The following is a 14,534-nucleotide window of genomic DNA, read 5'->3' as shown; positions in this document are numbered from 1 at the left end:
GTCACGCCAGCTCGACCCCGCTGTCGCTCGCCCAGGCGGCGAGCGCGCCGCGCATGTCGCGCGGCGGGCGGATCAGCAGCTCGTCCATGAAGGCGGTCAGCGCGGCGCGGTCGAGCGTGCGGATCATCGCCTTGACCGGCCCCACTGCGGCCGGAGTAATCGAGAGCCGGTCGAGCCCGATCCCGATCAGCGCCATCGCCTCCAGCGGACGCCCGCCCATTTCGCCGCACACCGCGACCGGCACGCCGGCCTCGCGCGCGGGCACGATCACCCGGCGCAGGAAGCGCAGGATCGAGCTCGACAGCCAGTCGTAGCGGTCCGCCAACTTGGGGTTGGCGCGGTCGGCGGCGAAGAGGAACTGGGTGAGGTCGTTCGTCCCGATCGAGAGGAAGTCGATGTTCGGCAGCAGGATGTCGAGCTGATCGGCGAGCGCGGGCACCTCCAGCATCGCGCCGTAGCGCACCTCCAGCGGCAGCCGCTTGTTGCGCTGGTGGAGGAAGGCGCGCTGCGCCTCGAACAGCGCCTTGGCCTCGTCGAACTCCCACGGCTCGGACACCATCGGGAACATCACGTTGAGCGTCCGCCCCGCCCCCGCCTCCAGCAGCGCGCGTGCCTGCGCCTTCATCAGCCCGTCGCGCTCCAGCGAGAGCCGCAGCGCGCGCCAGCCCATCGCCGGATTCTCCTCCTCGCCGGTGTGTGTGAGGTAGGGCAGCGCCTTGTCGCCGCCGATGTCGACGGTGCGGAAGATCACCGGGCGCGATCCCGAGGCGTCGAGCACCTCGCGGTACAGCCGCTGCTGGCGCTCGCGCTGCGGCAGCGTGGCGGAGACGAGGAACTGGAACTCGGTGCGGAACAGCCCGATCCCGTCCGCTCCCGTCAGGTCGAGCACCGCGACGTCGTCGCGCAGCCCGGCGTTGACCATCACGGTGATGCGATGCCCGTCGCGCGTCTCGGGCGCGAGATCGCGCAGCGCGGCATAGGCGGCCTTGCGCTTCTGCCGGGCGGCGACCTTGGCCTCGAACACCTCCTCCATCGCCGCGGTCGGGCGGACGGTCAGCGTGCCCTCGGTGACGTCGAGCAGCAGCGCGTCGCCCTCGGCGATCAGCCGGCGTACGTCGCGCACGCGGCCGAGCACCGGCACGCCCATCGCGCGCGCCACGATCGTGACGTGCGCGGTGAGCGACCCCTCCTCCAGCACCACGCCCTTGAGCCGACGGCGATCATATTCGAGCAGCTCGGCCGGCCCGAGATTGCGCGCGATCAGGATCGTGTCCTGCCGGAGACCGAGCTGCGCTGCGGTGCCCATCTGGCCCGAGACGATGCGGAGCAACCGGTTGGACAGGTCCTCCAAGTCGTGCATGCGATCGGCGAGCAACGGATCGTCGATCTCGCGCATGCGCTGGCGGGTGCGCTGCTGCACCCGCTCGATCGCGGCCTCGGCGGTGAGCCCGCTGTCGATCGCCTCGTTGATGCGGCGCGCCCAGCCCTCATCGTAGGCGAACATCTTGTAGGTGGCGATCACCTCCTGATGCTCGTCGCCGACGCCGAACTCGGCCTCGCGCGCGATCCGGTCGATCTGCTCGCGCATCTTGTCGAATGCGGCGTAGACGCGGTGGCGCTCGGCCTCGGTGTCCTCTGCGACGGTATGCTCGATATGGATGCGTGGCTGGTGGAACACCGCGCAGCCCACCGCCATGCCGTCGACCAATTTCTGCCCGCCGATCCGGGTCGAGCCGGTCGACTGCGGGCGGTCGCTCGGGCCGCCCTGATCGATCAGCCCGGCATTGGCGATCAGCTCGGACAGCACCATCGCCACCGTCTGCAGCGCCTCGATCTCGACATCCTCATACTTGCGCGGATCGGCGTGCTGCACCGCGAGCACGCCTACCGCGCGCTCGCGGCGGATGATCGGGACCCCGGCGAAACTGTGGTAGCGATCCTCGCCGGTCTCGGGCTTGTAGGCGAAGTCGGGGTGGCTGGCGGCCTCGTCGAGGTTGAGCACCTCGTTGTTCTTGGCGATCGTGCCGACCAGACCCTCGCCCAGCGCCAATTTGGTGACGTGTACCGCCTCCGGCGCGAGCCCCCGCGTGGCGAACAGCTCGAGCACGCCTTCGCGCAGCAGGTAGATCGAGCACACCTCGCTATCCAGCGCCTCGCCGATGATCTCCACCACCGAGTTCAGCTTGGCCTGCGCGTTCGACCGCGCCGCCATCACATCGTGCAGGTTGACCAGGATCTCGCGGGCGGAGCGGGCGGCAGAGACGGGCATGCCGAGGGGCTAACAGACCGACGGCCTGGGTGCCACGCAGCATTTTCTTGGTTGCGACGCAGCGCGCCCAAGTCTCGCTCGCGCGATTGAAACGGAAAGTTGCTGGCGGAGTGCGGCCGGGGACCGCACCTGGATGGGATGAAGACCCCTTCTTTCACGGTGCAGGTGTTCGCCGGCATGGCGATCGGTGTCGCGCTCGGTTTCGCGGCGCGTGACCTGCCCGCGCTCGCCGAGGCACTGCGCCTGACCGGCGAGAGCTTCGTCCAGCTGCTCAAGGCGCTGGTGGTGCCGCTTGTGTTCACCGCGATCGTCGCCTCGATCGCGGCGCTGCGCGACCTCGGCAATGCCGCGCGGCTGGTCGGGCAGACCCTGCTGTGGTTCGGGGTGACGGCGTTGATCGCGGTGACGATCGGGCTCACGCTCGGCACGCTGCTCGAGCCCGGCGTGCGCAGCGGCGTCGATCCCTCCGCCGCGGTGCTACCCGCCACCACCGGTTCGTGGCTCGACTTCCTGCGCGGGCTCATCCCTGGCAACTTCCTGGGGATCGAGGCGAGCACCAAGCTCGCCGACGGCGGCGCCACCACCAAGCTGGGGTTCAACGTGCTCCAGCTGATCGTCGTCGCGATCGCGGTCGGCGCGGCGGCGGTGAACGTCGGCGAGGCGGGCAGCGCTTTCCTCGCCGCCAACGCCTCGCTGCTGGCGATCTTCCGCCGGCTGCTGCGCTGGGTGGTGAAGCTCACGCCGATCGGTACCGCTGGGCTGATCGGCACCGCGATCGTGCGCTATGGCTGGTCCTCACTCGCCGCGCTCGGCAGCTTCGCGGGGGCGGTGTACCTCGGGCTCGGGCTGGTGCTGTTCGTCGTCTACCCCGCGCTGCTCGCGCTCAATCGGCTGTCCGTGGGACGTTTTTTCACAACCGCCTGGCCCGCGATCCAGCTCGGCTTCGTGTCGCGTTCCTCGATCGCGACGCTGCCCGTGACCGAGGACGCGGCCGAGCGCGCCGGCGTGCCACGCGACTATGCCGCCTTTGCGGTGCCCTTCGCCGCGACCACCAAGATGGATGGTTGCGCCGCGGTCTATCCGGCGATCGCGGCGCTGTTCGTCGCGCAATATTACGGCATTGCGCTGCATGCCTCGGATTATGTGCTCGTCGTCCTGGTCTCGGTGATCGGTTCGGCCGCGACCGCTGGCCTGACCGGGGCGCTGGTGATGCTGACGCTGACGCTCACCACGCTCGGGCTGCCGCTGGAGGGCGCCGGGCTGCTGCTCGCGGTCGATCCGATCATCGACATGGGGCGCACCGCGGTGAACGTCGCCGGGCAGGTGCTGGTGCCGCTGATCGTCGCCAAGCGCGAGAACATGCTGGTGGCGGAGGGCACGATGGCGCCGCTGCCCCGGCACGATACGGTACCGGCCTGATTCAAGTGAACTCCTCGCCGCCTGCGACGTTCGTGGGCGACAGAAGGAGATCGATGTCATGAAGAAGGCCCTGCTCGCCGCACTGGCGCTCGCCACAGCCACTACCCCGATGCTCGCGCCGGCCGCCGATGCGCAGCGCCGGGATCGTGATCGCGGGGACCGCGACTATCGCTGGCATGGCGACGACCAGAATTGGGATCCGTCGCAGGACTATCGCCGGGGCAACAGCCGCCGCGCGCGCGCGTTGGGTCGCGACGACCAGGTCTATCGCGGGCGTGACGGTCGCGCTTATTGCAAGCGCAACGACGGCACCACCGGGCTGGTGATCGGCGGCGTCGGCGGTGGCGTGCTCGGCAATATCGTCGGCGGCGGTACCTTGGGCACGCTGCTCGGCGCGGGCGGCGGCGCGCTGCTGGGCCGCTCGATCGATCGCGGCAAGGTGAAGTGCCGCTGAGGTGAAGACGCTGCCTCGTTGAGGCAGCGTTCCTCGCTTCTCCCCTCTCCTTCAGGGGAGGGGCTGGGGGCGGGGCGCCGCCGCGGGTGAGGCGCGCGTGGATAGGCCCCACCCCAACCTCTCTCCTGGAGGAGGGGGGCTGCTTTGTGTCGGCGCGATGTCTCACATTCTGATGCTGCGCCGGTGCGGCCGCCTAACCGCTCAGATCCCGCCTTCCTCCAGGCTCAGCAGCGTCGCATTGCCGCCTGCGCTGGTCGTATCCACCGACACCGCGCGCTCCGCACAGAAGCGATACAGATACAGCGGCCCGCCCGCCTTGGGCCCGGTTCCCGACAGCCCCTCGCCGCCGAACGGCTGCGAGCCCACCACCGCCCCGATCATCGAGCGGTTGATATAGAGGTTGCCCACCGCCGCGGCCGCTTCAGTCACCTCGGCCGCGCGTGCGATCCGGCTGTGCAGCCCCATCGTCAGGCCATAGCCCTTGGCGTTGACCCGCGCGATCGTCTCCTCCAGCGCGCCGGCCTTCCACGTCGCGACGTGAAGCAGCGGCCCGAACCACTCGCGGTCGAGCGCCTCGACCGAGTCGAGCCGGATCAGCGTCGGCGGCACGAACAGCCCGTCCGCGGGCGCCCCCACGGTCTTCACCCAGCGCGCGCGCGCCTGCTCGCGATACGCCATCAGCCGGTCGTAGGCGGCGCGGTCGATCACCGGGCCGACGTCGGTGCGCGGGTCGCCCGCGTCGCCGAGCGTCAGCAGGTCCATCGCGCCCGCGAGCATCTCGATCAGCCCTTCGGCGATGTCCTCCTGCACCAGCAGCAGGCGAAGCGCCGAGCAGCGCTGCCCGGCCGAGCGGAACGCGCTGGTGACCACGTCCGCCACCACCTGCTCGGGCAACGCGGTCGAGTCGACGATCATCGCATTGATCCCGCCGGTCTCGGCGATCAGCGGCACGATCGGGCGGTCGTCGTCCGCCAGCAGCGCGCGTGCGATCGACCGCGCGGTCGCGGTCGAGCCGGTGAAGGCGACGCCCTGGACGCGCGCGTCGCCGACCAGCGCCGCGCCCACCTCGGGTCCGCCCGGCACCAGCACGAGCGCGTCGCGCGGCACGCCCGCCGCATGCGCCAGCGCCACCGCCGCGGCGGCGATGCGCGGCGTCTGCGGTGCGGGCTTGGCGACCACGGTGTTGCCCGTCACCAGCGCGGCGACGGTCTGGCCCAGGAAGATCGCAAGCGGGAAGTTCCACGGCGCGATCGTCGCCCACACGCCGCGCCCCTCGAGGTGAAGCGTATTGCGCTCGCCGGTCGGCCCGGGCAGCTCGACCGAACCGAGCGTCGCACGCGCCCGTGCCGCATAGTAACGGCAGAAGTCCGCGGCCTCGCGCACCTCGCCGATGGCGTCGGGGATGGTCTTGAACGCCTCCTGGACGCAGATCGCCATCAGCCGGTCGCGATCGCGCTCGAGCAGATCGGCGAGTCGGTCGAGACAGGCGGCGCGCGCCGCGACCGGGGTGGTCTGCCACGCCGGGAAGGCCGCGCGCGCGCGCGCCACCGCGGCGGCGACGTCGGTCGCGGCGGCGGGTGCGGGCTCGCTCATCGCGCGGTTCACCGCGGCGCGCGTATCCTCCAGTACGACGCGGTCGGCGAGGTCGATGCCGCGCGAGTTGCGCCGCTCGTCGCCGAACAGCTCGGTGGGCAGCGGGATGCTGGGGTGGCGCGTGCCGCCGACCGACGCGATCTTGGCGACGGGATCGGCGAGGATGTCGGCCTCGCTCAGCCGCGCGTCGGCGAGCTGGTGGACGAAGCTGGAATTGGCGCCATTCTCCAGCAGCCGGCGGACGAGATAGGCGAGCAGGTCGCGATGCCCGCCGACCGGCGCGTAGATGCGACAGTGATAGCCCTGGTCACCCACCAGTCGCTCGTACAGCCCGTCGCCCATGCCGTGGAGCCGCTGGAACTCGAAATCGCGCCCGTTGCCCGCCCATTCCACGATCGTCGCGACCGTCAGCGCATTGTGGCTGGCGAAGGCGGGGCGGATGTTGCGCGCGTCGAGCATGTCGCGCGCCACCGCGAGATAGCTTACGTCGGTCGCGGCCTTGCGCGTGAACAACGGGTAGTCGTCGAGCCCTTCGACCTGGGTGCGCTTGATCTCGCTGTCCCAATAGGCGCCCTTCACGAGCCGGACGTTCATCAGCCGGCCGAGCGAGTCGGCCCAGGCCACGACGGGCCGCGCGCGCTTGCCATAGGCCTGCACCGCCATGCCGAACCCGTCCCAGTCGCGCAGCTGGGGGAGAGCGGCGACTGCGCCGATGATGTCGAGGCTCATCTCGAGCCGCTCGCTCTCCTCCGCGTCGACGGTGAGCGCGATGCCGCGCGCCGCCGCCTGGAGCGCGAGCGCCTCGAGCATCTCGGTCAGCGCGGGCACGCACTCGTCCCAGCGCGCCACCTCGTAGCGCGGGTGGAGCGCGGAGAGCTTGACCGAGACTGAGTGCCCCGCGCGCGGGTCGCTGCCGACGGCGTCGATCGCGTCGACATAGGCCTGGAAATAGCGCTCGGCGTCGGTGCTGGTGCGCGCCGCCTCGCCGAGCATGTCGAAGCTGGCGGTAAAGCCGCGGTGCTCGGGGCGGCGCATCCGCTTCATCGCCTCGTCGATGGTGCGCCCCATCACGAAGATCTCCCCCATCATCCGCATCGCCGCGCCCACTGCCTGGCGCACGAACGGTTCGCCGGCGCGGCTCAGCAGCCGCTTGAGCGGCCCGGTCTCGCCCTCGCCCACCAGCGCGCGACCGACCACCAGCCCCCAGGTGGCGGTGTTGACCAGCCGCGAGTTGGACTGGCCGGCGTGCGCGCGCCAGTCGGCATCGCCGAGCTTGTCCGCGATCAGCAGGTCGGCGGTCTCGGGATCGGGCACGCGCAGGAACGCCTCGGCGAGGCTGAGCAGCGCGATGCCCTCGGACGAGTTGAGGCGATATTCCTGAAGGAACTGGTTGACCCAGCCGCGCGCCTGCGCCGCGCGCAGGTCGGCGAGCAGCCCGGAGGCGGTGTCGACGATGCGTGCGCGCGAGTCGGCGCCCGCCGCGGCGCGCTCCAGCAGCGGCTTTAGAACATCGGGTTCGCTGGCGCGGTGCAGCGCGCGGAGCTGGGCAAGAGTGGATGACGGTACGGCAGCGGCCATCTTCGTGCTTTCGGTTCGTTGTGTCTTGCGGGCACGGCGGCGCCGCGCCTAGACAGATGCGCGCGCTGTAGCGCGTCGCTTGGCGAAGGGGAATCGCGGTGACCGTCGACGAGATGAGAGAGGCGGTCGGGCGTGAGAGCGTCTCTGACTGGGTCGAGGTGACGCAGGCGATGATCGACCGTTTCGCCGACGCCACTGGCGACCACCAGTTCATCCACGTCGACCCCGAGCGCGCCACACAGACGCCGTTCGGCACGACGATCGCGCACGGTTTCCTCACCTTGTCGCTGCTGCCGCTGCTGGCGGCGCGCACCCCGGACGCGCCGCGGCTCGACGGCGTGACGATGGGGGTGAATTACGGGGGCAACAAGGTGCGCTTCCTCGCGCCGGTGCCGTCAGGATCGCGGGTGCGCGCGCGCTCGGTGCTGGCCGACTTCGCCGAGAAGCGGCCGGGGGTGTATCAATATACCACCGCCACCACGGTCGAGATCGAGGGGCAGGGCAAGCCCGCGATGGTGGCGGAGTGGATCACGCAGGTGTTCGTGTGAGCGCGCGGGCGGCGTGCTGCTCCTGGCGGAGTCGGATCGTACGTGGACGACGTCACCCCCTGCTCTTCCGTCATCCCGGACCAAGACCAGGATGACGAAAGCTAGTGGAAGAGGCCGCCCGAACCTCAAGCTCAGACCTCACCACGTCACGGCCCTCCTGTTCCTTCCCTGACACTTCCCAAAAGGACCCTCCCCATGCGCTCCGCCGTCATCGTCTCCACCGCCCGCACGCCGATCGGCCGCGCCTATCGCGGCGCGTTCAACAACACGCCCTCGCCGACGCTCGCGCACCACGCCATTGCTGCCGCGGTCGAGCGCGCCGGGGTCGATCGTGCCGAGATCGAGGACGTGATCCTCGGCGCCGCGCTCCAGCAGGGCCATCAGGCGAGCAACATCGCGCGCACCAGCCTCTTGCGCGCCGGGCTGCCGACCAGCGTGCCGGGCATGTCGGTCGACCGTCAGTGCGCCAGCGGGCTGATGGCGATCGCGATCGCGGCCAAGCAGATCGTCGTCGACGGGATGGACGTCACGATCGGCGGCGGGGTCGAGAGCATCAGCCTGGTCCAGACGCCGGAGATGCGCGTCGCGCCCGACAAGGAACTGCTGGCGATGCACAATGACATCTACATGCCGATGCTCCAGACCGCCGAGATCGTCGCCGACCGCTACGGGATCGATCGCGAGGCGCAGGACAAATACGGGCTCCAGTCGCAGCAGCGCACCGCGGCGGCGCAGGCGGCCGGCAAATTCGACGACGAGATCGTCGCGGTCACCGCCACCAAGGCCAATGTGAACAAGGAGACCAAGGAGGTCAGCCCCGAGGAGGTGACGCTGTCGCGCGACGAGGGCAATCGCGCCGACACCACGATCGAGGGGCTGCGCGCGCTCAAGCCGGTGGTCGGGCCGGACCGCCACGTCACCGCGGGCAACGCCTCGCAGCTGTCCGACGGCGCCTCGGCCAGCGTGCTGATGGAGGAGCGGCTCGCCGAACGGCGCGGGCTCACCCCGCTCGGCCGCTACGTCGGCATGGCGGTGGCGGGCACCAGGCCCGACGAGATGGGCATCGGCCCGGTCTACGCCATCCCCAAGCTGCTCGAGAAGAACGGGCTGACGATGGACGACATCGGATTGTGGGAGCTCAACGAGGCGTTCGCGGTGCAGGTGCTCTACTGCCGCGATAAACTCGGCATCCCGAACGAGCTGCTCAACGTCAACGGCGGCGCGATCTCGATCGGCCACCCCTATGGCATGTCGGGGGCGCGCATGACCGGGCACGCGCTGATCGAGGGCAGGCGCCGCGGTGCGAAGTACGTCGTGGTGACGATGTGCGTCGGCGGCGGCATGGGCGCGGCGGGGTTGTTCGAGGTGCTGTGAGGTCGCTGGCGTTGCTAGATAACGATCCTCCCCTGCACGGGGACGTGGCAGCGCGTCAGCGCTGACGGAGGGGTGACCCGGCCGGCGACGTTCCCCGGCACTCACGATAGGCGACACGCCTCCGTCAGGCCTTTGGCCTGCCAGTGCGGGCGAGATGGTGTCCCCCGGACACCATCTTGGCTTGCCGGGGGCAAGCCAAAGCCCGCGCTCCTTTTTCAGGGAAGCATCGATCGCCCGCCGGCGCTCCGCAAGCCCTCAACGCATCGGCGCGATGCAGAGCGTTAGCCGCGACGGCGCACAGGCGGACGATGTAGCCCCAGCTCGTCGCATCTTCCCCCCGCCCCCGTCACTTCCCCGCGAAGGCGGCGCGCAGGAAGCCGTCGCTCTTGCGCAGCATCTCGGCGCGCGCGCGGTCGTCGTCGAGCTGGTGGTCCAGCCCCTCGTACACCACCAGCGTCGAGGCCTTGCCCGCGCCGCGCAGCCTCTTGTCCATCAGCTTCGACTGGCCGACGCCGACGTTCAGGTCGCGGTCGCCGTGGAACAGCAGCACGGGCGCCTTGAAGCGGTCGGCGTGGCGCGCGGGCGAGCCCTTGCCGATATTCTCGCCCGCGCCGATCTGGCGCTCCACGATCGCATGGTTGCTGAAGCCTTCGCTCTCCTGCTTGGTGCGGCCCAGGTCGGTCACCGGCGCGATCGCCACCACCGCCTTGAACAGGTCGGGGTCGACGACGTTGCTCTGCAGGGCGGCATAGCCGCCGTACGACCAGCCGACGATGCCGAGCTTGGCCGGATCGGCGATGCCCTGCTTGACCAGCCAGCGCCCGGCGTCGCTGACGTCGCCGATCGCCAGCTCCCACGAGCGGAAACCGTTGTTGGCGAACCAGGCGTCACCGTAGCCGGTCGAGCCGCGGAACTGCGGCTGGAGCACCGCATAGCCCGAGGCGGCGAAGAACTGGACGAGCCAGTCGAAGCCCCATTCGTCGCGATAGGCCGGCCCGCCGTGCGGCATCACGATCGCAGGCAGCCCCTTGGTCGCGCCGCCGGGCGGCAGCGTGAGATAGCCGGGCACCATCGTGCCGTCCGCCGCGGGGAACTTGACCAAGGTCATCTGCCCGAGCGGCACGCCGTCCAGCTCGGGACGCGCCGCGATCAGCGGGTCGAGCGTGCGCTTCGCCTTGGTGTAGAGGTAATACATGCCGGGATCGACGTCGCTGCCGGCATAGACCAGCAGCCGGCTCTCGTCCGCGGTGGCGCCGACCAGGCCGATCAGCGGCGACTTGGGCAGCGCCTTTGCCAGCTTGGCGGCGAGCGTCTTGTACTCCGGGTCGAAATAGTCGGTCTGGCGGCGATCGGTCACGTACGTGGCACCGATCACGCGGCCGTGCCGCCCGATGCGCGCGATCCCGCCGACATCGACCTCGGGATTGCTCCACACCAGGCTCGACTTCATCGAGCCGTCGAGCGCGACGCTGTAGAGCGCGAGCCGGCCGTCGAGCCGCTTCGTCGCGAAGGCCATGTCGCGCGTGCCGTCGACCGCGAGCGGCTCGAGCACGCTGGGGCCGTCCTGGCGCGAGGTGCTGAACGGCTTCCACGCGTCCGCGCCGGTCGCACGATAGCTGTAGACGGTCTCGCCCTTGAGCTCGCCGTCCTCGCGTCGCGGCATCGTCTCGCGGACGCGGATATGGCCCTGGCCGTCGGCCAACCAGTCCTCGGCGTCGGACACCGGCCGCTCGATCAGCTGCGCCTTGCCCGTGCTGCTATCGACCAGCTCGACGCCGAGCCCGTCCCGCGACACCGAGCTGGCGTTGAAGCCGTCACCCCGCTCCGGGATGAAGTCGCGCTGCATCAGCACCCAGCCGTCACCGCTGCGCCAGTCGATCACGTCACCGTCGAACTGGTTGGGTCGGGTAGCGCCGAGCCGGCTCTTGCGGCCGAGATACAGCGGGTGGCCGCCGTCGGCATCGAAGGCGAACAGCCGCGAAAAGCCGACCTGCTTGTCGAGATAGTTCGACACGCCGCGGAACTTGCAGATCAGCCGCGCGGAGGAGGCCCAGCCGCACATCGAGGGGGTCAGTCGCTCGCCGTTGCCGAGATCGACCATCTCCTCGCGCTGCTTCGCGACATCGATCAGCCGCACCGCGCTGCCGCGCCCCTGCGTCGCGCTGATATAGGCGATGTGCGCGCCGTCGGGCGCCAGGCTGACCTGGCCGACATGCTCGCGCGCGCCGAAGCGGCTCGCCAGATCGCCTGTCGCCGGTGCCGCGGGTGCGGCCGACGCGCCGTCCGCCCCCGCCGGCGCCGCGATCGCAGCCTGGCCGGCGAGCCCCGCGAGCAGCGCACACAGCGCCGCCCCCGCCTTCCCCCTCATCACATCTTCCCCCTGTTCCCCGTCACAAATCTATCCGCCGCCGCGCGCGCCGCAAGGCCCTGCGTGGACAGCGGTGACCCAGCTTGGCATGAGGCGCGGGCATCCTCCCGGAGTACGTCCATGCGTCTGCGTCTCTCGTCTTTGTCCCTGCTCGCGCTGGCCGCGGCGAGCGCCGTCGCGGCGCAGCCAGTGCCGACCGCGCCGATCGCCGAGCAAACACTGAAAGAGGTGACGAAAGAGTTATCCTCGGACGCTTATGAGGGCCGCGCGCCGGGTAGCGCGGGCGAGGAGAAGACCGTCGCCTATCTGGCCAAGCGCTTCGCCGCGGCGGGGCTGACTCCGGGCAACAAGGGCAGCTGGTTCCAGGACGTGCCGCTGGTCGAGCTGACCGCGCGCAACGTCTCGCCGCTCGTCTTCAAGGGGGCGGGCGCCCCCCTCAGCCTCCGATACGGGCCGGAGATGGTGGTGGGCAGCCATCGCATCGCCCCACGCGAGGAGGTGAAGGACAGCCCGGTCGTCTTCGTCGGCTACGGCGTCAACGCGCCCGAGAAGGGCTGGAATGACTATGCCGGGGTCGACGTGCGCGGCAAGACGGTGCTGATCCTCGTCAACGATCCGGACTGGCGCACGCCCAACGTCGGCGGCACCTTCAACGGCCGCGCGATGACCTATTACGGGCGTTGGACCTACAAGTTCGAGGAGGCAGCGCGGCAGGGCGCCGCGGCGGCGCTGATCGTCCACCAGACCGAGCCCGCCGCCTATGGCTGGAATGTCGTCCAGTCGAGCTGGACCGGCGCGCAACAGGTCGCCGACGCCGTCGATGGCCATGCCGACCAGAGCGCGGCGATCGGCTGGATTCAGTATGACCAGGCCAAAGCGCTATTCGCGCGAGAGAAGCTCGACTTCGACGCGCTCGCCGCCACGGCCTCGCGCAAGGGTTTCCGCGCGGTGCCGCTCAAGGGTGTGACCGCCTCGGTGTCGTTCGACGAGACCGTGCGCAAGCACATGTCGCGCAACGTCGTCGGCGTGCTGCCGGGCAAGACCCGCCCGAACGATTATGTCCTCTACAGCGCGCACTGGGACCATCTCGGCCATTGCGAGGCGGCGCCTGACGGCGACGACATCTGCAACGGCGCGATCGACAATGCCAGCGGCACCGCCGCTTTGGTCGCGCTCGCCGAAGCCAACGCCAAGGCCGGCGCGGCGGCACGCAGCCAGGTCTTCGTCGCGGTGACGGGGGAGGAATCGGGGCTGCTCGGCTCCGAATATTATGCCGCCAACCCGCTCTACCCGCTGGCGCGCACGGTAGGCGGGGTCAACATGGACGCGCTGTCGCTTGCCGGGCCGGCGAAGAACGTCGTGGTCGTGGGCAAGGGCAAGTCCGAGCTCGACTCCTATCTTGGCGCCGCGCTCAAGGCGCAGGGGCGCTACGCCTCGGATGAGCCAACGCCCGAGAAGGGCTTCTATTATCGCTCGGACCATTTCAGCCTGGCCAAGCGCGGCGTGCCGATGATCTATTTCGACGCGGGCGACGATCTGGTCACGGGCGGCAAGGCCGCGGGCGCCGCCGCGGCGAAGGACTATGAGGAGCACCGCTACCACGGGCCGAAGGATGAATATGATCCCAACTGGAACTGGGCGGGCACGGTGCGTGACGTGCAGCTCTATTACTCGATCGGGCGCGCGCTGGCCGAGAGCGACGCCTGGCCCAATTGGGTCGCGGGCGACGAGTTCCGCGCGATCCGCGACCGCAGCCGCGCCGCGGCGCGCTGAACAGGAGTGACCTCAGTGACCCGTACCCCGTTGCCAGAATGGGCGCCGCACCAGGCGGTGTGGATCGGCTTCCCGAGTCATCCCGAGCTGTGGCAGGACGATCTCGACCAGGCGCGCGACGAGGTGGTCGCGTTCGCGCGCGCGGTCCATGCCGAGGGGCGCGGCGAGCAGGTGCTGCTCGTCGCCGCCGACGCCGAGGCGGCCGCGGCGGCGCGCGCGCTCGCGCCCTTCGCCGAGGTGCTGGTCCAGCCCTTCGGCGACATCTGGCTGCGCGATACCGCCCCCATCATCGACGGCGAAGGGCGCGCGCGCGACTTCCAGTTCAACGGCTGGGGCGGCAAATACGACCTGCCCGGCGACGACGACATCGGCGCGCGGCTGGCGCGCGCGCGCGGGCTGGTCGTGCTGCCGTGCGAATGGGTACTCGAGGGCGGCGCGATCGACGGCGACGGCACCGGGCTGGTGGTGACGACCGAGCAATGCCTGCTCAATCCCAATCGCAACCCCGCGCTGACCAAGGAAGCGGTCGAGCGCCGGCTCGCCGCGGACCTGGGCCTTATGCGCGTGCTGTGGCTCGGCGACGGGCTGCTCAACGACCATACCGACGGCCATGTCGACAATCTTGCGCGCTTCGTCGGGCCGAACCGACTGGCGCTGCCGGTCGGCGCGGAGAACGACCCCAATTGGCGCGTCTACCAGGACGCCGCCGCGCGCGCCCGCGCCGCGGGGGTGGAGGTGGTCGAGATCCCCTCCCCCGGCCGCGTGCTGCGCGACGAGGAGGTGGTGCCGGCGAGCTACATGAACTTCTACATCGGCAACGCCGCAGTGGTCGTCCCGGTGTATGGCACGCCGCAGGACGAGGCGGGCGTCGCCGCGGTGCGCGCGCTCTTCCCGGACCGCGAGGTTGTCGGGCTGCGCGCCGACGCGATCCTGACGGGGGGCGGCAGCTTCCACTGCATCTCGCAGCAGATCCCGGCGTAAGACGCCGGGGCGGCGCGTGCGCGAAGCGGCACGAGGCCGCGCCGCCGCGGGACGTCCGCGCCCCTCCCCGGCGCCCGCCCTTGCGCCTCCCGCCCTTCCGCCCTCGCCCTCGCCTTTCCGCCGCTGCCGTTCCATCGTCATCCCCGCGGAGGCGGGGATCCATACACGCTGACGTGC

The 14,534-nt window shown here is 70.4% G+C and carries 9 protein-coding genes; 6 read left to right on the top strand and 3 right to left on the bottom strand.

The window, feature by feature from the left end:
* Position 1: 1 nt before the first annotated feature.
* Positions 2-2,269 carry a phosphoenolpyruvate--protein phosphotransferase gene (ptsP, locus tag QBJ89_RS18240; RefSeq protein ID WP_277981895.1) on the bottom strand — a complete coding sequence of 756 codons (2,268 nt, stop codon included), beginning with the start codon at positions 2,267-2,269 and terminating at the stop codon, positions 2-4.
* A 138-nt stretch (positions 2,270-2,407) separates the two neighbouring features.
* Between ptsP and QBJ89_RS18235 the strand changes: the two genes are divergently transcribed.
* Both QBJ89_RS18235 and QBJ89_RS18230 read left to right on the top strand, forming a co-directional pair.
* Positions 2,408-3,688, top strand: a complete 1,281-nt coding sequence (locus QBJ89_RS18235; RefSeq protein ID WP_277981894.1) for a dicarboxylate/amino acid:cation symporter — start codon at positions 2,408-2,410, stop codon at positions 3,686-3,688.
* 58 nt (positions 3,689-3,746) lie between these two features.
* On the top strand, positions 3,747-4,142 hold the full coding sequence (locus QBJ89_RS18230; RefSeq protein WP_277981893.1) for a glycine zipper 2TM domain-containing protein: 396 nt from the start codon (positions 3,747-3,749) through the stop codon (positions 4,140-4,142).
* Positions 4,143-4,343: 201 nt separating this feature from the next.
* Here QBJ89_RS18230 and QBJ89_RS18225 read toward each other — a convergent pair whose 3' ends face one another.
* On the bottom strand, positions 4,344-7,313 hold the full coding sequence (locus QBJ89_RS18225) for an L-glutamate gamma-semialdehyde dehydrogenase (protein ID WP_277981892.1): 2,970 nt from the start codon (positions 7,311-7,313) through the stop codon (positions 4,344-4,346).
* 113 nt (positions 7,314-7,426) lie between these two features.
* On the opposite strand from QBJ89_RS18225, the gene QBJ89_RS18220 reads away from it, so the two are divergent.
* Positions 7,427-7,861, top strand: coding sequence for a MaoC family dehydratase (locus tag QBJ89_RS18220; RefSeq protein ID WP_277981920.1), 435 nt, complete (start codon positions 7,427-7,429; stop codon positions 7,859-7,861).
* Between the two features lie 195 nt (positions 7,862-8,056).
* Complete coding sequence (locus QBJ89_RS18215) at positions 8,057-9,235, top strand: acetyl-CoA C-acyltransferase (RefSeq protein WP_277981891.1); 1,179 nt, start codon at positions 8,057-8,059, stop codon at positions 9,233-9,235.
* A 346-nt stretch (positions 9,236-9,581) separates the two neighbouring features.
* On the opposite strand, the gene QBJ89_RS18210 is transcribed toward QBJ89_RS18215, so the two are convergent.
* Positions 9,582-11,603: an alpha/beta hydrolase family protein gene (locus tag QBJ89_RS18210; RefSeq protein ID WP_277981890.1), complete on the bottom strand. Its 2,022-nt coding sequence runs from the start codon at positions 11,601-11,603 to the stop codon at positions 9,582-9,584.
* A gap of 120 nt (positions 11,604-11,723) precedes the next feature.
* Between QBJ89_RS18210 and QBJ89_RS18205 the strand changes: the two genes are divergently transcribed.
* Complete coding sequence (locus tag QBJ89_RS18205; protein ID WP_277981889.1) at positions 11,724-13,376, top strand: M28 family peptidase; 1,653 nt, start codon at positions 11,724-11,726, stop codon at positions 13,374-13,376.
* Between the two features lie 15 nt (positions 13,377-13,391).
* Entirely contained in the window at positions 13,392-14,357 is a 966-nt protein-coding gene (locus QBJ89_RS18200; protein WP_277981888.1) for an agmatine deiminase family protein, read from the top strand.
* Positions 14,358-14,534: the final 177 nt, after the last annotated feature.

Source organism: Sphingomonas phyllosphaerae, from assembly GCF_029623345.1.
In the GTDB taxonomy this organism is placed as follows: domain Bacteria; phylum Pseudomonadota; class Alphaproteobacteria; order Sphingomonadales; family Sphingomonadaceae; genus Sphingomonas; species Sphingomonas phyllosphaerae_C.
This window is presented reverse-complemented; position numbering and strand designations above follow the sequence as displayed.

Bases quoted from the DNA above. Each gene is read 5' to 3' on its own strand.
- QBJ89_RS18230 (WP_277981893.1), top strand. From the start codon at position 3,747: ATGAAGAAGGCCCTGCTCGCCGCACTGGCGCTCGCCACAGCCACTACC.
- QBJ89_RS18210 (WP_277981890.1), bottom strand. From the start codon at position 11,603: ATGAGGGGGAAGGCGGGGGCGGCGCTGTGTGCGCTGCTCGCGGGGCTC.
- QBJ89_RS18220 (WP_277981920.1), top strand. From the start codon at position 7,427: ATGAGAGAGGCGGTCGGGCGTGAGAGCGTCTCTGACTGGGTCGAGGTG.
- QBJ89_RS18215 (WP_277981891.1), top strand. From the start codon at position 8,057: ATGCGCTCCGCCGTCATCGTCTCCACCGCCCGCACGCCGATCGGCCGC.
- QBJ89_RS18205 (WP_277981889.1), top strand. From the start codon at position 11,724: ATGCGTCTGCGTCTCTCGTCTTTGTCCCTGCTCGCGCTGGCCGCGGCG.
- QBJ89_RS18235 (WP_277981894.1), top strand. From the start codon at position 2,408: ATGAAGACCCCTTCTTTCACGGTGCAGGTGTTCGCCGGCATGGCGATC.
- QBJ89_RS18225 (WP_277981892.1), bottom strand. From the start codon at position 7,313: ATGGCCGCTGCCGTACCGTCATCCACTCTTGCCCAGCTCCGCGCGCTG.
- ptsP (WP_277981895.1), bottom strand. From the start codon at position 2,269: ATGCCCGTCTCTGCCGCCCGCTCCGCCCGCGAGATCCTGGTCAACCTG.